Source organism: Virgibacillus oceani, assembly GCF_041521345.1.
In the GTDB taxonomy this organism is placed as follows: Bacteria; Bacillota; Bacilli; order Bacillales; family Amphibacillaceae; genus Virgibacillus_N; species Virgibacillus_N oceani_A.
In genome coordinates, this window is sequence record NZ_JBGOHB010000026.1 from 32568 (window position 1) to 50075 (window position 17508).

Genomic DNA, 17508 nt, shown 5'->3' on the forward strand with positions numbered 1-17508 from the left:
TTAATTCAAACTTTCTTCAATTTCTTTAATCATTTCACTGACAGAAATGAGTCCGCCACCGGATAAATACCAGTAGTCCGGATTCAGATAATAAATATTATCGTTCTCATATACTTTTGTATTTTTAACAAGTTCATTTTCTACAATTTGCTGTGCATTAGACTGCCCGTCGACAGCCGCTCCCCTGTCAATCACATATAACCGATCTGGATCCTGGGTTGTGACATATTCAAAAGAAACGTTCATGCCGTGTGTAGATGCTTCAATTCCTTCATCTACTGCCGGAACCCCAAACTCGTCATGAATAATACCAAATCTTGAACTTGGGCCATAGGCACTGATTTTATCATCATTAGCTAAAATGATAAGCGCGTTTTCATCTGTCCCAGCTGCTTTTTCCTGCATTTCTGTTATAGAATCTTCAATCGCCGCCAGTTCCTGATCAACTTCATCCTGCATATCAAATATATCACCAATTGCATTCAAGTTTTCACGGAATGAATCCATATAACGTGTTGTATCCACACCAAGATGGATTGTAGGACTCAACTCCATGAATTGATCATATAATTCTGCTTGGCGACCAGATATGATAATTAAATCCGGATCAATTTCTGCAATTTTTTCAAAATCAGGTTCTTTTAAGCTGCCGACGTTTTCATATTCTTCACTTTCATATTTCTCTAAATAAGCGGGAATATTTCCTTTTGGGATCCCTGCTACTACGTCAAGCTCCAATGCATCCAATGTATCCAGCATGCCAAAATCGAACACGACTACTTTCTGCGGATTTTTCTCTACATCGGTTTCCCCCAGCTCATGGGTAATTGTTATCGTTTCTCCGCCGTCTGCATTACTGTTATCGCTGGCATCGGAAGACCCGCATGCCGCCATCACCATACCTAATAAACCAATTATAAATATATATATAAATTTTCTCATGATCAAACTCCCATTCTTATATTAAGTTACAAAATATGCTTCCAGCCAAGCTTAGAGAGACACAATTAGAAAACCTGGATTTTGCTACAAGGTTTCTTGAAAGTGTACTTTGCTCCCTTATGCTGTAATATACAAGCCTTTTCGGCTAAATAAATTGCTGCTGATCAGCTTAAAGAAGAACATATATATTGATAAGCAAATACTTTTACGAAACCTGCTTATTAAAGTAAAATGAACATATTGGTTGAGTTCCTTTTAATAAATCAGTCTGCAATACTGTTTTTATTAAAAGGGGCTTTTTTTTAGCTTCCCAATCTGCAGAATTGTTTTCAGGCTTGTCGACTAGCCTAGTTTTCTGTATATAAATTGCCGGCAATTTGCAAAAATAAGTAATTAGAAATATACACAAATACGCTTATTATCAATTTCTTGGATATCAATATCCATATTATAAATATCCTTCAGCACACATTTATCAATCACATCACATGCTCTTCCCTGTTTTACAATTTTCCCATCTTTTAATGCAACGATATTATCGGAATAACAGGATGCGAAATTAATATCATGGATTACAATTACAATGGTTTTTCCAAGTTCATCCACCAATCTGCGCAATATTTTCATAATCTGAACAGCATGGCGCATATCTAGGTTATTCAGCGGTTCATCAAGCAGAACGTACTCTGTATCCTGAGCAATAACCATGGCGATATGGGCACGCTGGCGCTGACCACCACTCAGTTCATCCAGGTATTTATCCTGTATATCCCGCAGTTCCAAGTAATCTATTGCTTCATCAACTTTTTCCCAATCTTCCTTTTTCAGTTTTCCTTGTGAATAAGGAAAACGGCCAAATGAAACCAACTCACGAATGGTTAGTTTTAAGTTAATTGAATTGGACTGTTTTAAAATAGAAATCTTTTTGGCAAGGTCATTGTTTTTTGATGTTAAAATGTCCTGCCCATCGATCGTAATTTCTCCATCATCTTTTGCTATCAGTCGACTGACCATTGAGATTAACGTACTTTTCCCCGCCCCATTGGGACCAATGAATGATGTTATGGTTCCTTTTTCAATGGACACGGACACATCTTCAATGACTTTTTTCTGGTTATATGTTTTAAATACATTTTTTATATCTACCATGATTTATTCTCCTTTAACAAAAGATATATAAAGTATACGCCGCCTACAAAGTTAATAATGACACTGATGGTCGTTTGAAATGTAAATACGTTTTCTACAATAAATTGACCGCCAAGTAACGCGATGATACTAATTAGCATAGAACCTATAAGTATATAGAAATGACGGAATGTTTTCAGGTATTCATAAGCGATATTTACAACGAGCAGACCAAGAAAAGTAATTGGTCCAATTAGGGCAGTAGCCACTGAGATTAAGATAGCTACCATAATTAAAACATGAAATACGACACGATCATACGGAACACCGAGATTTACTGCGTGATCTTTTCCGAGCGCAATAACATCCATATATTTATAGAAGCGTATGAAATAAATGGCTACCAGTATTACAATACCTATAGATAAATAAACAAGATCCGTATTTACATTATTGACGCTGGCAAACATCCGGTCCTGAGCTACCATAAATTCATTCGGATCGATAAGCACTTGCATAAATGATGTCAAGCTTCCGAAAAAGGTGCCAAGGATCATCCCGATAAGTAAAAGGAAGTAAATATTACTCTTTTCTCCCTTAAATAGAAGCCGGAAAAGAACTAACGAGAATAGCACCATACTGCCAATGGAAATGAAATAATTTATTTCACTATTCATCATCACCAGCGAGCTGGACCCGAATATAAAGATAATCACTGTTTGTATTAATAAGTAGAGTGAATCAAGCCCCATCACACTTGGTGTCAAAATCCGGTTATTCGTAATCGTCATAAATAAAGCAGTTGCAAAGGCAATAGCGCTACCGGTTAAAATGATGGCAAGTACGCTGATCGTTCTTCTTGGCAAAATATAACCAATATTTCCACTCAAGTCGTAAAATATATATAATAATGCTAGTAAAGTTGCGATAATGGCAAGTATAATTATTTTTTTCCTATAACCCATATTTCTTTCTCCTCAACAGCAGGTAAATAAAGAGCCCGCTGCCTATTACTCCAACAGTCAAGCTGATGGGGACTTCATATGGATAAATAACTGTTCTGCCAATAATATCGCAAATCAATACGAATACTGCACCTAGCAATGCGGTATGTATCAGGTTATTCTTCAAGTGATCCCCCTGGTAAATCGTTACAATATTGGGGATGATTAAGCCTAAAAACGGGATAACGCCTACTGACAGGACAACTGCTGCTGTAGCAAGTGCCACGATAATCAAACCAAGATTAACTACCTGCCGATAATTCAACCCTAAATTTTTGGAAAAATCTTCACCCATTCCGGCAATGGTAAATTTATTTGCGTAGATAAACGCTAACACAAGAATGGGCACACTGATAAACATTAATTCATAATTTCCACTCATTATCATGGAGAAATCGCCTTGCATCCAGGATGTCATATTTTGAATAAGATCATTCTGATAGGCAAAAAAGGTTGATACAGAAGATATAATATTACCAAACATCAAACCTATTAATGGAATAAAGATAGCATCTTTAAATTTAATTTTTTCCAGTATTTTCATGAATATGAATGTGCCTAATAAGGCAAATGCAAAAGATACTAGCATTCTTTCAAGTGGACTCGCTGCAGTGAATATCATCATGGAAACTAAAATTCCAAGTCTTGCTGAATCCAGTGTACCTGCAGTAGTCGGAGAAACAAATTTATTTCTGCTTAACTGCTGCATAATAAGCCCGCAAATACTCATACTCGCGCCGGCAATCAGTATACTGAAAAGCCTTGGGAGTCGGCTGATGAGTAATATTTGTTGCTGTTCTTCGGTTAAATTAAATATATCTAATGGCGAGATATCTGAAACACCTAAAAAAATAGATGTAACAGAAAGAATAATAAGTCCTACAATTAAATACCAAATTTTCATACGCTGACTCTCTCTTCAAAGCTCTCTCGCTTTTCCCAAATTATTAAGAAGTTATTCCTCCATTAATTGTTTCATGTTAAACTGAAGGCAACCTGATCAGAATGCTTTATTAACAGAAACTGCTTTCCATCTGTTAAATTTACTGCCAGACAAAAAAGATTCTGCCTATTTTTTTAAATTAACATGCTAATAATAATGATTATTAGCTTTTAATGAATATAATTAAGAATGATATTCATTATCAATTAGATTACTCAGTTATCAGTATAGCAGAATTTAACCGTGCGTCAATATAAAACAGCTTATTATTTAAACATTTTCGTAACATCACTCACTTTATTTTTATGGACAAGTAATAACTTTGATTTATTTTAAACACATGGTGTATATGTAACTTGCGCTGTTCTTAGGGTATATCACCAGGGAGACTGCTCCCTTTCATTAGAAAATTTGACTGCCCGCTAAGGTGATTCTTGAAAGTGAATCTCATAAGCAACCACCCGAACGAATACAGTGAGCTCTCTGTAAATTGCCGCCAAGGCTTCCTTCAATTTCTTTTTCAAGTATTAAATGATTTGCTCCTTTTGAGAGACCCTATGGTTTATCTCCAGGAGTAGTATCTGCAAGTAGTCGTTTGATAAAAAAACTATTCCGAATGATTGAAATAATATGAGAGAATTAGATACTATATAATGTTTAGAATTTGCCACATATCTGTTATACTTTACGATATTCATAGCATGGTTTTGCAACGTTTATATTTAAGGGGACAGGGGGACGAGTCATGATGAAATATTTATTTATAGTCGTACTGGGTGTGGTGTTGTTAACCGCATGCAGCGAAAATGACAATGACGCGCAAGAACAAGAGTCTAATGAACCGGGAGGGAATGAAGATGCAGAAGAGTTGGAAACTACATACAATGAGGAAGCTGAACCTGACGACGAAGAAACAGGGGATAATGAGGAAGAAATTCTAGAAGTAAATCCCATAACGTTTCAACAGGAGCTCTGGCACTCCGGTGAGGAGGAGACTTATGAGGTAAATGGTAAAGTTGGACCGATGGTACGAGAAGGAGATTTAGCCATCCTGCCTGTTACATTGGACTCGGATAGTGACCTGACAGTATCATTTAAAGATTTATTTAATCAGGAATTAGGGACGGGTGAAGGAATTGCTGCTCGACAAGGCTATGATATTCAAGTGATTGATTCCAGGGAGATGACGGTCTCACAACCTGCTGTTCTATTAATGGAGGATCAGTTGGATACAGCCGTGCATACGTTTTTAGGTGAAGGAGGCGGGAACCGGCAGGCTACGTTTGGAGAAGAACATGAACCGGCTCGATTTTTTGGTGTGTTTGCCGCACCGGAGATGGATCAAGTGCATGTGATGTTCAGAAGGCTGGGGGTCGTTGAAAATATCCCAGTCATAAATCGGGAAGAAGCTGGCACCCCTACTATAGAAGAAGTGGAGGACGAATTGACGGAAAGTGAACTGGAAGAAATAGATGAGGATACAGAAGAAGTTTACGGACAAGCGGTTCCGTCCATTGAAGAAATCATAGAAAGAGAATTAGTTAGCAGTGCATTCGAAGCATTTGATGGAAATTTAGAGAAGATTGATGCACGGGTGTTTCCGATTGAAAGTTATCGAGAAAGTGTAGAAACGTCTGTCAGCAGAATTGACGAAATCGAATACGCTACTTTAATGATCTCCAGTGATGTCTTGTTTGATTACGATTCCTCTGATTTATTAGAAGAAGCAGAAGAGGAACTGGAAGCCGCAATAGCAGAACTTGCCGGAGCGGAAGGCGGAGACTTGGAAATTGTAGGGCATACAGACGATGAAGGAACAGAAGAATACAATCAGGAGCTTTCAGAAGACAGGGCGGAAGCTGTACGAGAGCAGCTGGAAGAATTAACTGATTTGGAATCCTTTGATATTGCTGTACGGGGAGAATCTTTCCGGGATCCTATTGCAGACAATAAGTCAGAAGAAGGAAGCGCACAAAATCGACGGGTAGAATTACATTTTACCCCGCCAACAGAAGAAGTGGAAATCGAAACGGAAGCGGAATTGCCGGAAGCCTTAGGTGAAGAAGCAGAACATCCGGATACAATCCAATCGGACGATGGGGAAATTGAGATTGAATCTCTTCGACAAATTGATAATTTATTGGTTGGAAGAATAAGAGTAAGCAGTTTAGAAGAAGTGGGAGCGGATTATACAGCACTGACTTTTGGTTTTGGAAGGCCAATAGGAGCACGGGGATGGCATAATGATGAATCCGTTGGCTATAGTCAATTCACAGCCTATGCACCAACACTTATACACAATAGTCAACGGTACTACCCATTAGATTATTATCTGACTCCTTTAGAAGGAAGTACAGCGGAAGACTGGGTAGACGAAGCAGAAAGTGGTATGGAATACATCGTTCCGCTTGCCGAACGGAACATGGGTGTCATTGGCCGACTCGGTGAAGATGGGTATTACACGGCTACCGTAATTTGGCCAGCGGTAGATGCTGAAACCGTGACAGTTGATCTTACCGTTCCAAGAGATTTTCTTGATGAGGCTACTGAATTTGAGATTGAGCGAACGCAGCCTTGGAGATTTACGAACGTCCCGGTAGAGACAGAAAATAAATTGGAAGAGGAATAGTAAACCGAATGAACGCTTGCTTGGAAATTCTCTAAGCAAGCCTTTTTTTATATACCGAAAACAAACCGTAGTTGCACTGATTTAGATAGGCAAGTTTCCCCATCTGCCAAAAAATACATAAACAACCTATGGACTGCTAATTCCATAGGTTGCTTCTTAATTGAAGTTTATTCAGTTTCACAGCCCTCATCCGTGCAATAAGTAGTTTTCGATTTTTTAGGGTTTAGTGATTGAAGGGCCGGCTGTTCATTTTCTTCCTCCCATACCTTTGTAAGCACTTCTGAAAATACTTCATCAGGCTGGGCGCCGGAAACGGCATATTTTTCATTGAAAACAAAGAACGGAACGCCCTGAACACCGATTTTGCGTGCATTTTCTTCATCCGCTCGCACATGGATGGCATAATCATCAAGCTTAAGCAGATTTGTTACTGCTTCTTCCTCCAGCCCCACTTCTTTTGCAAGTTCAATTAATGTTGGATGGTCACTGATTAGTTTTGATTCTGTGAAATAGGCATGGAGCAGTCGTTCTGTCATTTCTTTTCCCCTGCCCTGCTCATCTGCATATTTTGCTACACGATGTGCATCAAATGTGTTAGTGTGCTGCATCGTATCAAAATTATACGTCAGCCCTACTTGTTTCGCTTGTTCGCCGACTGATTCATTCATACTTTTCGCCTGTTCCATGGACATCGCTTTTTTACTTGCCAAATATTCGTGTATATTTTGCCCGGGGTTCACTTCAGCATTTGGATCCAGTTCATAGCTTTTATATTCCAGCGTTACATCTTGGTTATGTTCGAATTTTTCCAGTGCATGCTCCAATCTGCGTTTACCGATATAGCAGAACGGACATACAAAATCTGACCAGACTTCAATTTTCATTAAGACACCTCATTTCTAAGCTCATTGTAGCACAGCTAACTATTTACCATAAACCGATGTGCTTGAGAAAATAAGGTATTCGGATTTCCATTAATGCAGATTTTCATCGTTAACATAACGGCCATAATCCGGAACAGCCAAGCTTTGAAAATGATCAACCAGCCTTCTTAATCCTTCTGTTAAATCTTCTCCCTCCATCGCACTACCGTGTCCCGGAACAACAATATGCGGGCGCAATGCTTCCAGTGCTTTCACTGATTCATAAGCGAGTTTCCAATCTGTTGTTAAATATCTAGGCGGGCCATTTACCTCCTCCTCCTGATTTAATACATTATAAAAGGAGTCCTGTCTGACCGTGATAAAAGCATCTCCGGAAATAAGCAAAGAATCACTTTTCCGGTAGAAAGAAACATGACCCGGAGTGTGACCGGGTGTATGGATCCATTCCCAATCCTCCAGTTCAGGTACAGAATTGTCTTCTGGCAGTGCTTTAACCCTATCTCCTAAATTTATTGCTTCATTTGGATAAAGGCCGGATATTTTTGCCAGCATACCGCCTTCCACTGACATATCCGGTTCGGGATAATCTTTTTCTCCTTGTAAAAAAGGAAGTTCTATTTCATGAGCATATACGGTAACATCCCATTCATCAATAAGATCGGCCAAACCTCCGACATGATCAAAGTGACCGTGGGTAAGAATAATAGCTGCTGGTCTACTGTCCTTTCCAAAACGATCATACACAAAGCTTTTGATATCTTCTGCAGCGTTTGGCAGACCGGCATCAACGAGCACCCATTTCCCGTCGTTGGGATTCCCGATACATATAATATTAGCTATTTGATCAGTGTAGTAGTAGACATCTTCGGTTACTTCCCTCCCCTCACCGCTGTTTACGGAAGTCATTGGAATAAACGTTCCATGCTCTCTTTGTTGCCTTTCCTTATCCATAAAATTTGACTCTCCTTCCATTTTCTTATTGCATAGAAATATGTTCAAATTAAAAATAACCACTCCCTTATTATTAGGAAAGCAGTTATTTTCATGCACGGTTTACTCTGCATTCTGCAGTGTTCCGTCTTTCTTGAATATTTTCAGAGCTGTCCCTTTGTTTTCGGAGATTTCCTTCGCACGATTAATTGCATCCTGTTTCTTATTATATACATTACTTGCTCTCTTTGCGTTACTTGATTGAACAGCCCATCCATCATCATGTGCTACTACGTGCTGTGCTTCTTCCAGTCGCTCAGGATTATTTTCATGTTTTTTTCCTTCTTCAGAGCGTTTTGTTGGCTTTCCGGTCTTCTCATATTCTTCTATTTCACTTTTTGATGCATTTTTTCTCCACTCTTTTGCCTGATCAATGGCTATGGGTATGGCTCGCCCCTCATCATAGCCTTCATCCGTCATGGAGTTCGCAATATCAATTGCTTTTTTCTTGGTTGCATCATTTAAATTTTTCATTGAAGAAGGGTAGTCATTTAATGTCCAAGGCATGGTGATTCCTCCTTATCCATTTTGTAATAGATTCCCCTTCCTGTATGAAGTGAAACATGGTGGATTTTAGCTGTCTTCTTCCAGTAAAGACCTGCCCATAATGCTGACGCGCCTTGTGTCTTTTAGTTCATCAAGTGTTTTGGCTCCAATACCGAACATCGTCATTTTTAATTCCAGCTCAATCTGATCCATGGTGGTAACAACTGCCTCAGGGGATTCAGTGGCAGCTTGCAATAATTGACGGGCAAAGCCTATGATATCTGCTCCAATAGTAATGGCTTTTGCTGCATCCACCCCAGTTTTCATTCCGCCGCTGGCCACTAAGGGGATGTCGGAGAGCCTGTTTCTGACAGAATTGATACAATCCTTTGTCGGCAGCCCCCAGTTATTAAAAGCCTCAGCTGCACTTTTTTTCAATGGATCCTCGGAACGGAGTTTTTCCACCTGACTCCAGGATGTCCCCCCAGCACCGGCTACATCAATATAGGAAACACCGGCATTATACAGTTTTTCCGCTACAGTGCCATCAATGCCAAAGCCAACTTCTTTTGCACCAATGGGTACAGTCACTTTTTTGCAAACTTCTTCTATTTTTGGCAGCAAATTTTCAAAGTTTAAATCTCCGCCATCCTGCACTGCTTCCTGCAAGCTGTTGAGGTGAAGGACAAGTGAATCCGCTTCCGTTAAATCCACAATTCGCTGTGCTTCTTCTGCACCATAGCCATAATTTAATTGAACCGCGCCAAGATTGGCAATGAGCGGAGCTGTCGGTGCACTTTCACGTATCAGGAAGGACTTTTTATGGGCATCGCTTTCAAGCATAGCTCTTGTTGAACCAAGCGCAATTGCCCATCCTTTTTCCTCTGCGGCTTTTGCCAGATTATGATTGATTTCTGATGCGAGTTCAGAACCGCCGGTCATGGAACTTACAAGAAAAGGTGCTTGCAATGGTTTCTCCAAAAAAGAACTGTTTAGCTCAATATCGGCAAAGTTAATTTCCGGCAATGCATTATGTATAAAAGAAATCCCTTCCAGCCCTGTTGATTTGTTGATGCCCTCTACATTTTCTGTCAAACAAAGGCGTATATGTTCGGTTTTCCGTTTGTTAATATCCGTTTCCATGTAAATTTCCTCCTAGATTTTTCGTTTCATTCTTTTTTCTTTCAAATATGGATGGAGCGTTACTAGATAAACACCCAATAACACCATAATCATACCGCTCAACTGAATGAATGTAAAAGCAGCTCCGTAAAGAAAAACTGCAATGAGCGCTGTGCAAATCGGAACAAGATTCATGTAGATACTTGCCTTACTTGCCCCAATCTGTTTAATTCCGTAATTCCATAAAAGAAAGCCGATAACCGATGAACAAACAATCATAAACAGCATTTCCAGCCATGCCTGGTTTGACATTGCAGGAAGTAAGTGCCACCCACTTTCAAATAAGGAACCTATTGCGAGGAAGAAACCGCCCAGCAGCGTAGTTAGCGTAGTGGTCACTATCGGGGAAACATTTCGCATCGCCATTTTCCCCAAGAGTCCATGGGCGACCCAGCATACTAGCGCACATAAAAATAAAATATCGCCCGTATTGAATTCGAGCTGCAATAAAGTTTGTATGGAACCTTTGGAAATAACAACAATGACACCCAACAAGGATAATGCAAGTCCAAAACCCAATCGTTTATCCCACTTTTCTCCAAGGAAAAATACGGCGCCCAATGTAATCATCACTGGGGTAGTTGCAACAATCAAGGACCCATTTATAGATGTAGTAATATCCAGAGCTATAAAAAAGAATAGATTGTAACCGAAAATACCGGTCAGCGCCATAAACAAAATGGGAATCCATTGTTTTTTAATCGCTTGAATATCTATTTTCTTTTGCATTAGAACAATGGCAAGCAAAATTACTCCTGCCGATCCAAACCGGAATGCAGCAGCTGTAACGGGCGGGATTTCTGTAATGACATGTTCTGCAGCTACGAATGCCCCTCCCCAAAATAACGGAACCAGCAATAACCAAAAATATATTGCTATCGATGATTCATTTTTCATTTCTACCCTTCTCTCCAGCAAATCATGATGACTTGCCATCTCCCTATAATTTTACTTGTTTTAAAATCGAAATGAAAGGAAAAGGAGCTTTTAACACACCATTTTATGCTATAATTGAAAAACCAATTTTGGTGGACGTTACGATCAGCTTTTAAATGGAGGACTATCGATGAAACAACAGGCGAAGGATTTTGCTGAAAAAGCACATAAGGGACAGTTTCGAAAAACTTCCCGTACACCGTATATTACGCACCCCATCAGGGTAGCAGATCGGTTAGAGAAAGCGGGACTTAGTACGGAGGTTGTAAGCGCCGGCTACTTACACGACGTTGTAGAAGACACTCCGTATGAAATAGAGGATATACACCGATTATTCGGACCTCACATTGCCGAACTTGTTACTGCACATACAGAAGATAAATCGAAATCCTGGCAGGAAAGAAAACAGCATACGATTGATATAATAAAACACGCCGAGAAAGAAGTAAAGTATTTAATTGTGGCGGACAAGCTCGATAACCTGCTCAGTCTGGAACAAGATCTTAAAATACAGGGTGATGCCATTTGGAACCACTTTAATGCAGGTTTCGAAAAACAGAAATGGTACAACGAATCCATTGCAGAAAATATGTATGCAGGATTAGCAGAGAAAGATGCTCCGGCATTTTTTAAGGAATTTGAGCATGCAATTAAAAGGGTTTTTAAATAACTTTTCCATTTATGTTGTAATACTTCTGCTCCCCGCCCCCATATCACCTTAAAAATTCCTTCAATTAGTTCTTTAGACTTATGCAAATATGCCGATATAAAGCATGGATGGTCATTACTAATTGGGGGATACATATGAAGAAAAACAAAACAAACAAAATTAAAAATCCAAAACAAAATAAGAAGCGTTACAAAGTATTTAACTGGAAGAATGTAGGGATTGGAAAGAAATATATTTCCGTTTACATATTCACCGCAATTTTATTTATCGTGGCAACAGCAATCGTCTATCTGCAGTTGAATAATGTGCAGCAGGATATAGCAGCTATTGAAGCGCAAAGCCAGCGCGTAAATGATATGGCCGAAATGGCTGAAGTTATACAAGCCAAAGATGTACAGACCGCCGACTATCTTCTTACAGGAAGCCCTGCTTTCATTGATACGTTTCATGAATATCAGGATGAATTTAGTGCATTAGCTGAAAACATTGAACCGACCATGAATACAGAAAATGAAAGATCTATCTTTGAACAAATCATTGCGAATAATAATATTATTGACAATGCTTTTATCGACCGAATGGTTTCTTCTATGGAAGAAGGACAGGAAGCGATGGCTATTTCATTACGGGATTACTCCTCCAGATTACGAACGGAAACGATAGAAGAAATAGATGAATTGATGGAAATCGTATCTGCAGAACAGACTGAATCTGTCAGTAATGCGGAAAACAGTATGAACTCAAGTATTATTGTTTTGGCTGCAGCAAATGCCCTCTCAATCATAATTGGAATTACTTTACTCCTATGGATCAGCAGACGTATTTCCGGAAACCTGCAAAATGTAGTGGGAATAACCAAAGAAATGGCAAATGGCAATTTGAAAACAGCTTCCCTTGACTTTAACGGAAAAGATGAAATTGGCCAATTAGCTGCCGCTGTCAATCAAATGAAAGAGAATATAAGCAATATCCTCTTAAAAGTATCTGACGCATCGGGCGCAGTCACCCAACGTAGTGAAGAGCTGACACAAGCAGCCAATGAAGTGAAAGAAGGCAACATACAAATCGCAACCACGATGGAGGAATTATCAACCGGTGCCGAATCACAGGCAAACAGTGCTACAGACCTATCCGAGAACATGAATAGATTTGTAGAAAAAGTTCAATTATCAGAAACTGGCGGCCAAGAAGTTTCCACAAAATCAGATGAGGTACTTAAACTAACACAAGAAGGGACATCGCTGATGAATAAATCCGTAGACCAAATGAAAACAATTGATACAATCGTAGCCGATTCCGTTGACAAAGTACAAGGACTTGACCACCAATCAAATGAAATATCCAAACTTGTAAAAGTTATTAAAGATATTGCAGGTCAAACAAATTTGCTGTCTTTAAACGCTGCCATTGAAGCAGCCAGAGCTGGTGAGCATGGGAAGGGGTTTGCTGTTGTTGCTGATGAAGTCCGAAAACTTTCAGAACAGGTAGCTGCTTCGGTTGGAGAAATTACACAGATCGTAAACAGCATACAGTCTGAAACAGAAGAAGTAGTGAATGTGTTAAATCATGGCTACCATGAAGTGCAGGAAGGAACGAACCAAATCAAAACGACAGGTGAAAACTTTGAGAGCATTTATGATGCTATTACAGAAATGGTAGGAAAAGTTTCAAATATCTCAGGCAACCTGAAAGAAATCGCAGACAACAGTTCGAATATGAATAACCTGATTGAAGAAGTAGCCTCGGTATCGGAAGAATCTGCAGCAGGTGTCCAGGAAGCGGCAGCGTCTGCCGAGCAAACATCCAGTTCCATGGAAGAAGTATCTTACAGTGCAGATGAACTGGCAAAGCTAGCTGAGCAGCTGAATGATGAAGTGAAGGTGTTTAAGCTGTAAACATATCAATGGAAAGGCAGGAAGAAATGTTTTTCTTGCCTTTATGATCAAAAGCACCCTCATTTTAATATTTACTTTCATTCCGTTAACTATTGCAAAACTCAAATTTAAGTATATCTTTTTCTGATTACCTAATTCCTATGTTGTATCGCTTGTTTAAGCATTGCACCCGTTTGTTTAAGAGTGCCACTAATTAATTAGTACCTAAAATCACTTAAGATGATAAACAGCTATTTACTCATTTTAAGAATATTTTTTGAGTTTTTAATCATCCCCAGTAATCCAAGCCCTTTTTTCGCATCTCTTGATAATTTATTCTCTGCTATTTTTATAATCTTTTCATCTGCATTAAAATAATTACCAGAATTAAACATTGGTTGCGGGTCGTATTCTATCGTGAGTTGAATAGCTCTAGTTTCATCTTCTCCAACTATTTTATTCGATAAATATAAAGCCATATCTATACCTGCGGATACTCCTGCGGCAGTTAAATATTTTCCTTGTTCAACTATTCTTTCCCTGGTAGGAATAGCTCCGAAGTCACTTAATAGATTGATTGGCTTCCAATGTGATGTTGCTTTTAATCCAGTGAGTAAACCTGCTGAAGCCAGCAACATTGAACCGGTACATACAGATGTAGTCCATTTTGTAGTTTTATCTACTTCCTTTATCCATTTCAATACGTTCTCGTTTTTCATTTCTTTAATAAACCCTATGGTTGAACCCGGTACTATTAAAATATCCGCACTTTTCATATCATCGATACTATATTTTACATTAATATCTATAAAGCCAGAATCAGCCTTTACTTCACCTGTTTTTTCAGCTACAAAGTACACTTCAGCATCAGTCATTTTCCTTAAAACCTCATAAGGTCCGATAGCATCAAGCATAGTTATTCCATTATACAAATAGATAATTATTTTCATATTTTCCTCCATATCTTTAGTCCCTGTTACTTTGCTATAAAAAATCCCTTCTTCAACAATCCTGCCCCTACTGTATAAAATCAACAAAAAAGGTGCTTCTCCTTCTTCACCAGTTAATTGAAAAAAATTAACTCAGTAGCTTGTTAAAAACACCTTCCCTTTGGTCTCTTTAGATTCAACAACATTAATAGCTGTTTTTATATTCAGCAAGTCATACGTAGAGTCTACGATCATCAACCGTAATTTCCGCTCAACTATTAGCCTTATCAAACGACTAAAGGTTCCCTGCCATTTGGTTACGGAGACATCTTTATTCCAATTCCGTAAATGAAACATATTAGCATTAACTTTGGCTTTATTTACAATATCTGCCCAGTTTACTTGTATCCCCGATAAAAGACCGATGGTTAAAAGATTGCCGTTAGGGTGTACACAAAAAGCTAATTCGTTACCAGATGAACCTCCAATAGAGTCAATAGCAGCATCCGCACCAGTTTCATTTGTTAATTCCATAACTGTTTCATAGAGTGGAACAGTAGAGGTATCTATAACATAAGACGCACCTAGATCAAGTAATTCCTCTGTATATTTATCATTTCTAGTTACTGCAATCAATTTAAACCCTAAAACCTTCGATAATTGAGCAAAAATGCGACCAATAGAAGAACCACCCGCATTAACTAATAAAATATCATTTTGCTTTAATTTTAAAACTTCCGTACAAGTCACCCACGCTGTAATTGGATTGATATACATCTGTGCTGCCGTGAAATCATCAACAGAATCTGGTATAGGAACTACAAATTCTGCTGATGTCCTAACAAATTCTTGCCAAGTGCCTTCCCCACGTAAAGGTAAAACACGTTTACCAATAAGATTAGTGGAAACTAAAGAACCAACATCTTCTACAATTCCAACTCCTTCATAACCAGGAATATTTGGTAATGAAATCCGATGAGAATATGTCCCTCTAATCGGTATTAAGTCAGAAGGATTGATAGGACGTGCTAACATTCGAACAAGGACTTCATTTTCTTTAGGTGGTTCAATGCTTTTATATTCAACTTTTAATACATCTTTAGGGCTGCCGAATTCATATAATTTAATAAATTTTGCATCCAAAACCATACTTCTCCTTTTAAAAAAAGATAGATTATTTTAATTATATTATCTTAAACTAAAGGGCAGTTAGTAAAAAAAGACCACCGTATTGTAACGGACCCGTTATTTGAAGTAGTTTATAATTTCAGCATTACTATTCAAGACAATCAGCTTGTTATCATAGGGGATTAACATATCAAAAATTTCTGGCTTACTTTTATACTCAAAAACAGTATTATAGCTGTACAGATCTTTTAAGATTTTTATAGTTGGTTTATAATTTGCTTTTTCTAAACCTATTTTCTGCATGAAAAATCTCTTGATTATTCTAAGTCTACTCGTTGACAAGTTAGTATCTAAAAATATAATAACGTCAGCATTTTGAAAGGCGCAAGTAACCCATTTATGATGAACTCCTTCAACAATCCAGCTATCAGATTTAACGATTGTACTCAAATACTCGTCTCTTTCCTCGTCTGTCCGTCTAATATCTCCAGTGTCACTCCTCTCCCAAACGACATTATCTAATTCAAAAAAAGGTATGTGTAAATGAGTAGAAAGCATCTTGGCCAAGGTTGTTTTTCCACTTCCAACCGAACCTATAATATGTATTCTTTTAGGAATCCTTTTTCCATACATTCACCTCACCCTTTGACTATCAGATGTTCTCTTTGAATTACTTATTAAATCTTACTAATTAGACGATCCTCAATAAAGATAGTTGCTGCTAATCCAGTTTGATGTTCAACTAATGCACATGCACCCGATAGTTAAAGAATGATTTGTTTAATTATAAGGTTCTATACCTAAATAAGACTTTTAAGGAAGTAACGCAATAATTTAATGAATGGCAGTAAGTTTATTTAACCGACTTACCAGTTGCTCTTTCCACTCGTCAGCCAATTCTTCAACAGCCAACATTCTTTTTATCCCTTCAATATCCTTTTGCTTATGAAAGTAAATCTCATTTCCAAAAAGAATGGACACTTTTTTAGGATGTGATTCCAATAATGTAATGTTTGAATCTCTTCGAACAACGCCTTCTTTTAAAACACGACACAGATAACCTGTAAAACCTGTTTGTATCATCCTCTTTAGAAAGGAAGGATTATTAGTTTTCTTTGTAATTGTACTACACGGGATTCTCCCTTGAGTTACCTGTATAACAGCTTCCCCAAGAAGAAAGATATCCCCAACACAAACATCTTTTTCCAGCATATTCGTTACAGTTAAGTTTTCACCGAAAGTTGAAGGTGGTAAAGGATGTCCAAATTCTTTTTCCCAAAGCAAATAGTGTTCATACGGGTATACACATACAGCACGGTCGAAACCGCCGTGATTCTTTAAGTCTCCTACCCCGTCTCCCAGAAATCCCTCTTTTTTTAAGAGAGCTTCTTCAATTGTTTGTTTACGAATACCTGTATTTATTTCCTTACCCTTTCCGTACTTCATTTTTTTGGGTAATCCAGTTGAAAAAAATTTTAACTCTATAATTTCACTATTTATCACTTTAATATGTACCCACTTTCTATATTTGTTTGATTATTAATTTTATCATTTAAAATTTTTTATTAATAAATGAAACTTTCTGCTTAAAGACACATCTCCTCCCACCAAAACACATTACCATAAAAAAACAAATCATTATTCAACAATCCTGCCCGTTACTTTAAGTACAACATTTCACAAACTCTACTTTTATTTATTTTAACATGCATATTTTCAATACAATATACAATCAGTTAAAATATAATTATTTATCATTAAGCCCCTAATTAAATACCTATTT

The 17508-nt window shown here is 38.1% G+C and carries 16 protein-coding genes; 3 read left to right on the top strand and 13 right to left on the bottom strand.

What is annotated here, in order from left to right; genetic code table 11:
- The 4 genes from ACDX78_RS17120 to ACDX78_RS17135 form a co-directional block, all read right to left on the bottom strand.
- Positions 1–942 (bottom strand): siderophore ABC transporter substrate-binding protein, encoded by a 942-nt coding sequence (locus tag ACDX78_RS17120; protein WP_486029377.1) that lies wholly within the window; start codon positions 940–942, stop codon positions 1–3.
- A 393-nt stretch (positions 943–1335) separates the two neighbouring features.
- Entirely contained in the window at positions 1336–2091 is a 756-nt protein-coding gene (locus tag ACDX78_RS17125; protein WP_486029378.1) for an iron ABC transporter ATP-binding protein, read from the bottom strand.
- Entirely contained in the window at positions 2085–3035 is a 951-nt protein-coding gene (locus ACDX78_RS17130) for an iron chelate uptake ABC transporter family permease subunit (protein WP_486029379.1), read from the bottom strand. The genes ACDX78_RS17125 and ACDX78_RS17130 overlap by 7 nt, the downstream gene beginning before the upstream one ends.
- Positions 3025–3978, bottom strand: a complete 954-nt coding sequence (locus ACDX78_RS17135; RefSeq protein ID WP_486029380.1) for an ABC transporter permease — start codon at positions 3976–3978, stop codon at positions 3025–3027. The genes ACDX78_RS17130 and ACDX78_RS17135 overlap by 11 nt, the downstream gene beginning before the upstream one ends.
- A 784-nt stretch (positions 3979–4762) precedes the next feature.
- Between ACDX78_RS17135 and ACDX78_RS17140 the strand changes: the two genes are divergently transcribed.
- Positions 4763–6646, top strand: a complete 1884-nt coding sequence (locus ACDX78_RS17140) for an OmpA family protein (RefSeq protein ID WP_486029381.1) — start codon at positions 4763–4765, stop codon at positions 6644–6646.
- 167 nt (positions 6647–6813) lie between these two features.
- On the opposite strand, the gene ACDX78_RS17145 is transcribed toward ACDX78_RS17140, so the two are convergent.
- From ACDX78_RS17145 to ACDX78_RS17165, 5 genes are all read right to left on the bottom strand, one after another.
- Positions 6814–7530, bottom strand: coding sequence for a DsbA family oxidoreductase (locus ACDX78_RS17145; RefSeq protein ID WP_486029382.1), 717 nt, complete (start codon positions 7528–7530; stop codon positions 6814–6816).
- Positions 7531–7620: 90 nt separating this feature from the next.
- The gene (locus ACDX78_RS17150; RefSeq protein ID WP_486029383.1) at positions 7621–8481 is read right to left on the bottom strand and encodes an MBL fold metallo-hydrolase; all 861 of its coding nucleotides are present in this window, start codon (positions 8479–8481) and stop codon (positions 7621–7623) included.
- 102 nt (positions 8482–8583) lie between these two features.
- Positions 8584–9027 carry a DUF2188 domain-containing protein gene (locus ACDX78_RS17155; RefSeq protein ID WP_486029384.1) on the bottom strand — a complete coding sequence of 148 codons (444 nt, stop codon included), beginning with the start codon at positions 9025–9027 and terminating at the stop codon, positions 8584–8586.
- A gap of 66 nt (positions 9028–9093) precedes the next feature.
- Positions 9094–10149: a type 2 isopentenyl-diphosphate Delta-isomerase gene (gene fni, locus ACDX78_RS17160; protein ID WP_486029385.1), complete on the bottom strand. Its 1056-nt coding sequence runs from the start codon at positions 10147–10149 to the stop codon at positions 9094–9096.
- Positions 10150–10161: 12 nt separating this feature from the next.
- Positions 10162–11124 carry a DMT family transporter gene (locus tag ACDX78_RS17165; RefSeq protein ID WP_486029386.1) on the bottom strand — a complete coding sequence of 321 codons (963 nt, stop codon included), beginning with the start codon at positions 11122–11124 and terminating at the stop codon, positions 10162–10164.
- Between the two features lie 130 nt (positions 11125–11254).
- On the opposite strand from ACDX78_RS17165, the gene ACDX78_RS17170 reads away from it, so the two are divergent.
- Together ACDX78_RS17170 and ACDX78_RS17175 are read left to right on the top strand one after the other, a co-directional pair.
- Positions 11255–11794 (top strand): HD domain-containing protein, encoded by a 540-nt coding sequence (locus ACDX78_RS17170; protein ID WP_486029387.1) that lies wholly within the window; start codon positions 11255–11257, stop codon positions 11792–11794.
- Positions 11795–11928: 134 nt separating this feature from the next.
- Entirely contained in the window at positions 11929–13689 is a 1761-nt protein-coding gene (locus ACDX78_RS17175; protein WP_486029388.1) for a methyl-accepting chemotaxis protein, read from the top strand.
- 230 nt (positions 13690–13919) lie between these two features.
- Here the strand turns inward: ACDX78_RS17175 and ACDX78_RS17180 are convergent, their stop codons facing one another.
- The 4 genes from ACDX78_RS17180 to ACDX78_RS17195 form a co-directional block, all read right to left on the bottom strand.
- On the bottom strand, positions 13920–14705 hold the full coding sequence (locus ACDX78_RS17180) for a DJ-1/PfpI family protein (RefSeq protein ID WP_486029389.1): 786 nt from the start codon (positions 14703–14705) through the stop codon (positions 13920–13922).
- Between the two features lie 45 nt (positions 14706–14750).
- A complete protein-coding gene (locus ACDX78_RS17185) occupies positions 14751–15740 on the bottom strand; it encodes a zinc-dependent alcohol dehydrogenase family protein (RefSeq protein WP_486029390.1) in 990 nt (329 codons plus the stop codon).
- 102 nt (positions 15741–15842) lie between these two features.
- A complete protein-coding gene (locus tag ACDX78_RS17190; protein ID WP_486029391.1) occupies positions 15843–16358 on the bottom strand; it encodes an AAA family ATPase in 516 nt (171 codons plus the stop codon).
- Between the two features lie 201 nt (positions 16359–16559).
- Complete coding sequence (locus ACDX78_RS17195) at positions 16560–17171, bottom strand: MOSC domain-containing protein (protein ID WP_486029392.1); 612 nt, start codon at positions 17169–17171, stop codon at positions 16560–16562.
- Positions 17172–17508 lie beyond the last annotated feature (337 nt).

What these genes read in the sequence shown, in the direction of transcription:
- ACDX78_RS17120 (WP_486029377.1), bottom strand. Translation starts at nt 942, where the DNA reads ATGAGAAAATTTATATATATATTTATAATTGGTTTATTAGGTATGGTG.
- ACDX78_RS17125 (WP_486029378.1), bottom strand. Translation starts at nt 2,091, where the DNA reads ATGGTAGATATAAAAAATGTATTTAAAACATATAACCAGAAAAAAGTC.
- ACDX78_RS17130 (WP_486029379.1), bottom strand. Translation starts at nt 3,035, where the DNA reads ATGGGTTATAGGAAAAAAATAATTATACTTGCCATTATCGCAACTTTA.
- ACDX78_RS17135 (WP_486029380.1), bottom strand. Translation starts at nt 3,978, where the DNA reads ATGAAAATTTGGTATTTAATTGTAGGACTTATTATTCTTTCTGTTACA.
- ACDX78_RS17140 (WP_486029381.1), top strand. Translation starts at nt 4,763, where the DNA reads ATGATGAAATATTTATTTATAGTCGTACTGGGTGTGGTGTTGTTAACC.
- ACDX78_RS17145 (WP_486029382.1), bottom strand. Translation starts at nt 7,530, where the DNA reads ATGAAAATTGAAGTCTGGTCAGATTTTGTATGTCCGTTCTGCTATATC.
- ACDX78_RS17150 (WP_486029383.1), bottom strand. Translation starts at nt 8,481, where the DNA reads ATGGATAAGGAAAGGCAACAAAGAGAGCATGGAACGTTTATTCCAATG.
- ACDX78_RS17155 (WP_486029384.1), bottom strand. Translation starts at nt 9,027, where the DNA reads ATGCCTTGGACATTAAATGACTACCCTTCTTCAATGAAAAATTTAAAT.
- fni (WP_486029385.1), bottom strand. Translation starts at nt 10,149, where the DNA reads ATGGAAACGGATATTAACAAACGGAAAACCGAACATATACGCCTTTGT.
- ACDX78_RS17165 (WP_486029386.1), bottom strand. Translation starts at nt 11,124, where the DNA reads ATGGCAAGTCATCATGATTTGCTGGAGAGAAGGGTAGAAATGAAAAAT.
- ACDX78_RS17170 (WP_486029387.1), top strand. Translation starts at nt 11,255, where the DNA reads ATGAAACAACAGGCGAAGGATTTTGCTGAAAAAGCACATAAGGGACAG.
- ACDX78_RS17175 (WP_486029388.1), top strand. Translation starts at nt 11,929, where the DNA reads ATGAAGAAAAACAAAACAAACAAAATTAAAAATCCAAAACAAAATAAG.
- ACDX78_RS17190 (WP_486029391.1), bottom strand. Translation starts at nt 16,358, where the DNA reads ATGTATGGAAAAAGGATTCCTAAAAGAATACATATTATAGGTTCGGTT.
- ACDX78_RS17195 (WP_486029392.1), bottom strand. Translation starts at nt 17,171, where the DNA reads ATGAAGTACGGAAAGGGTAAGGAAATAAATACAGGTATTCGTAAACAA.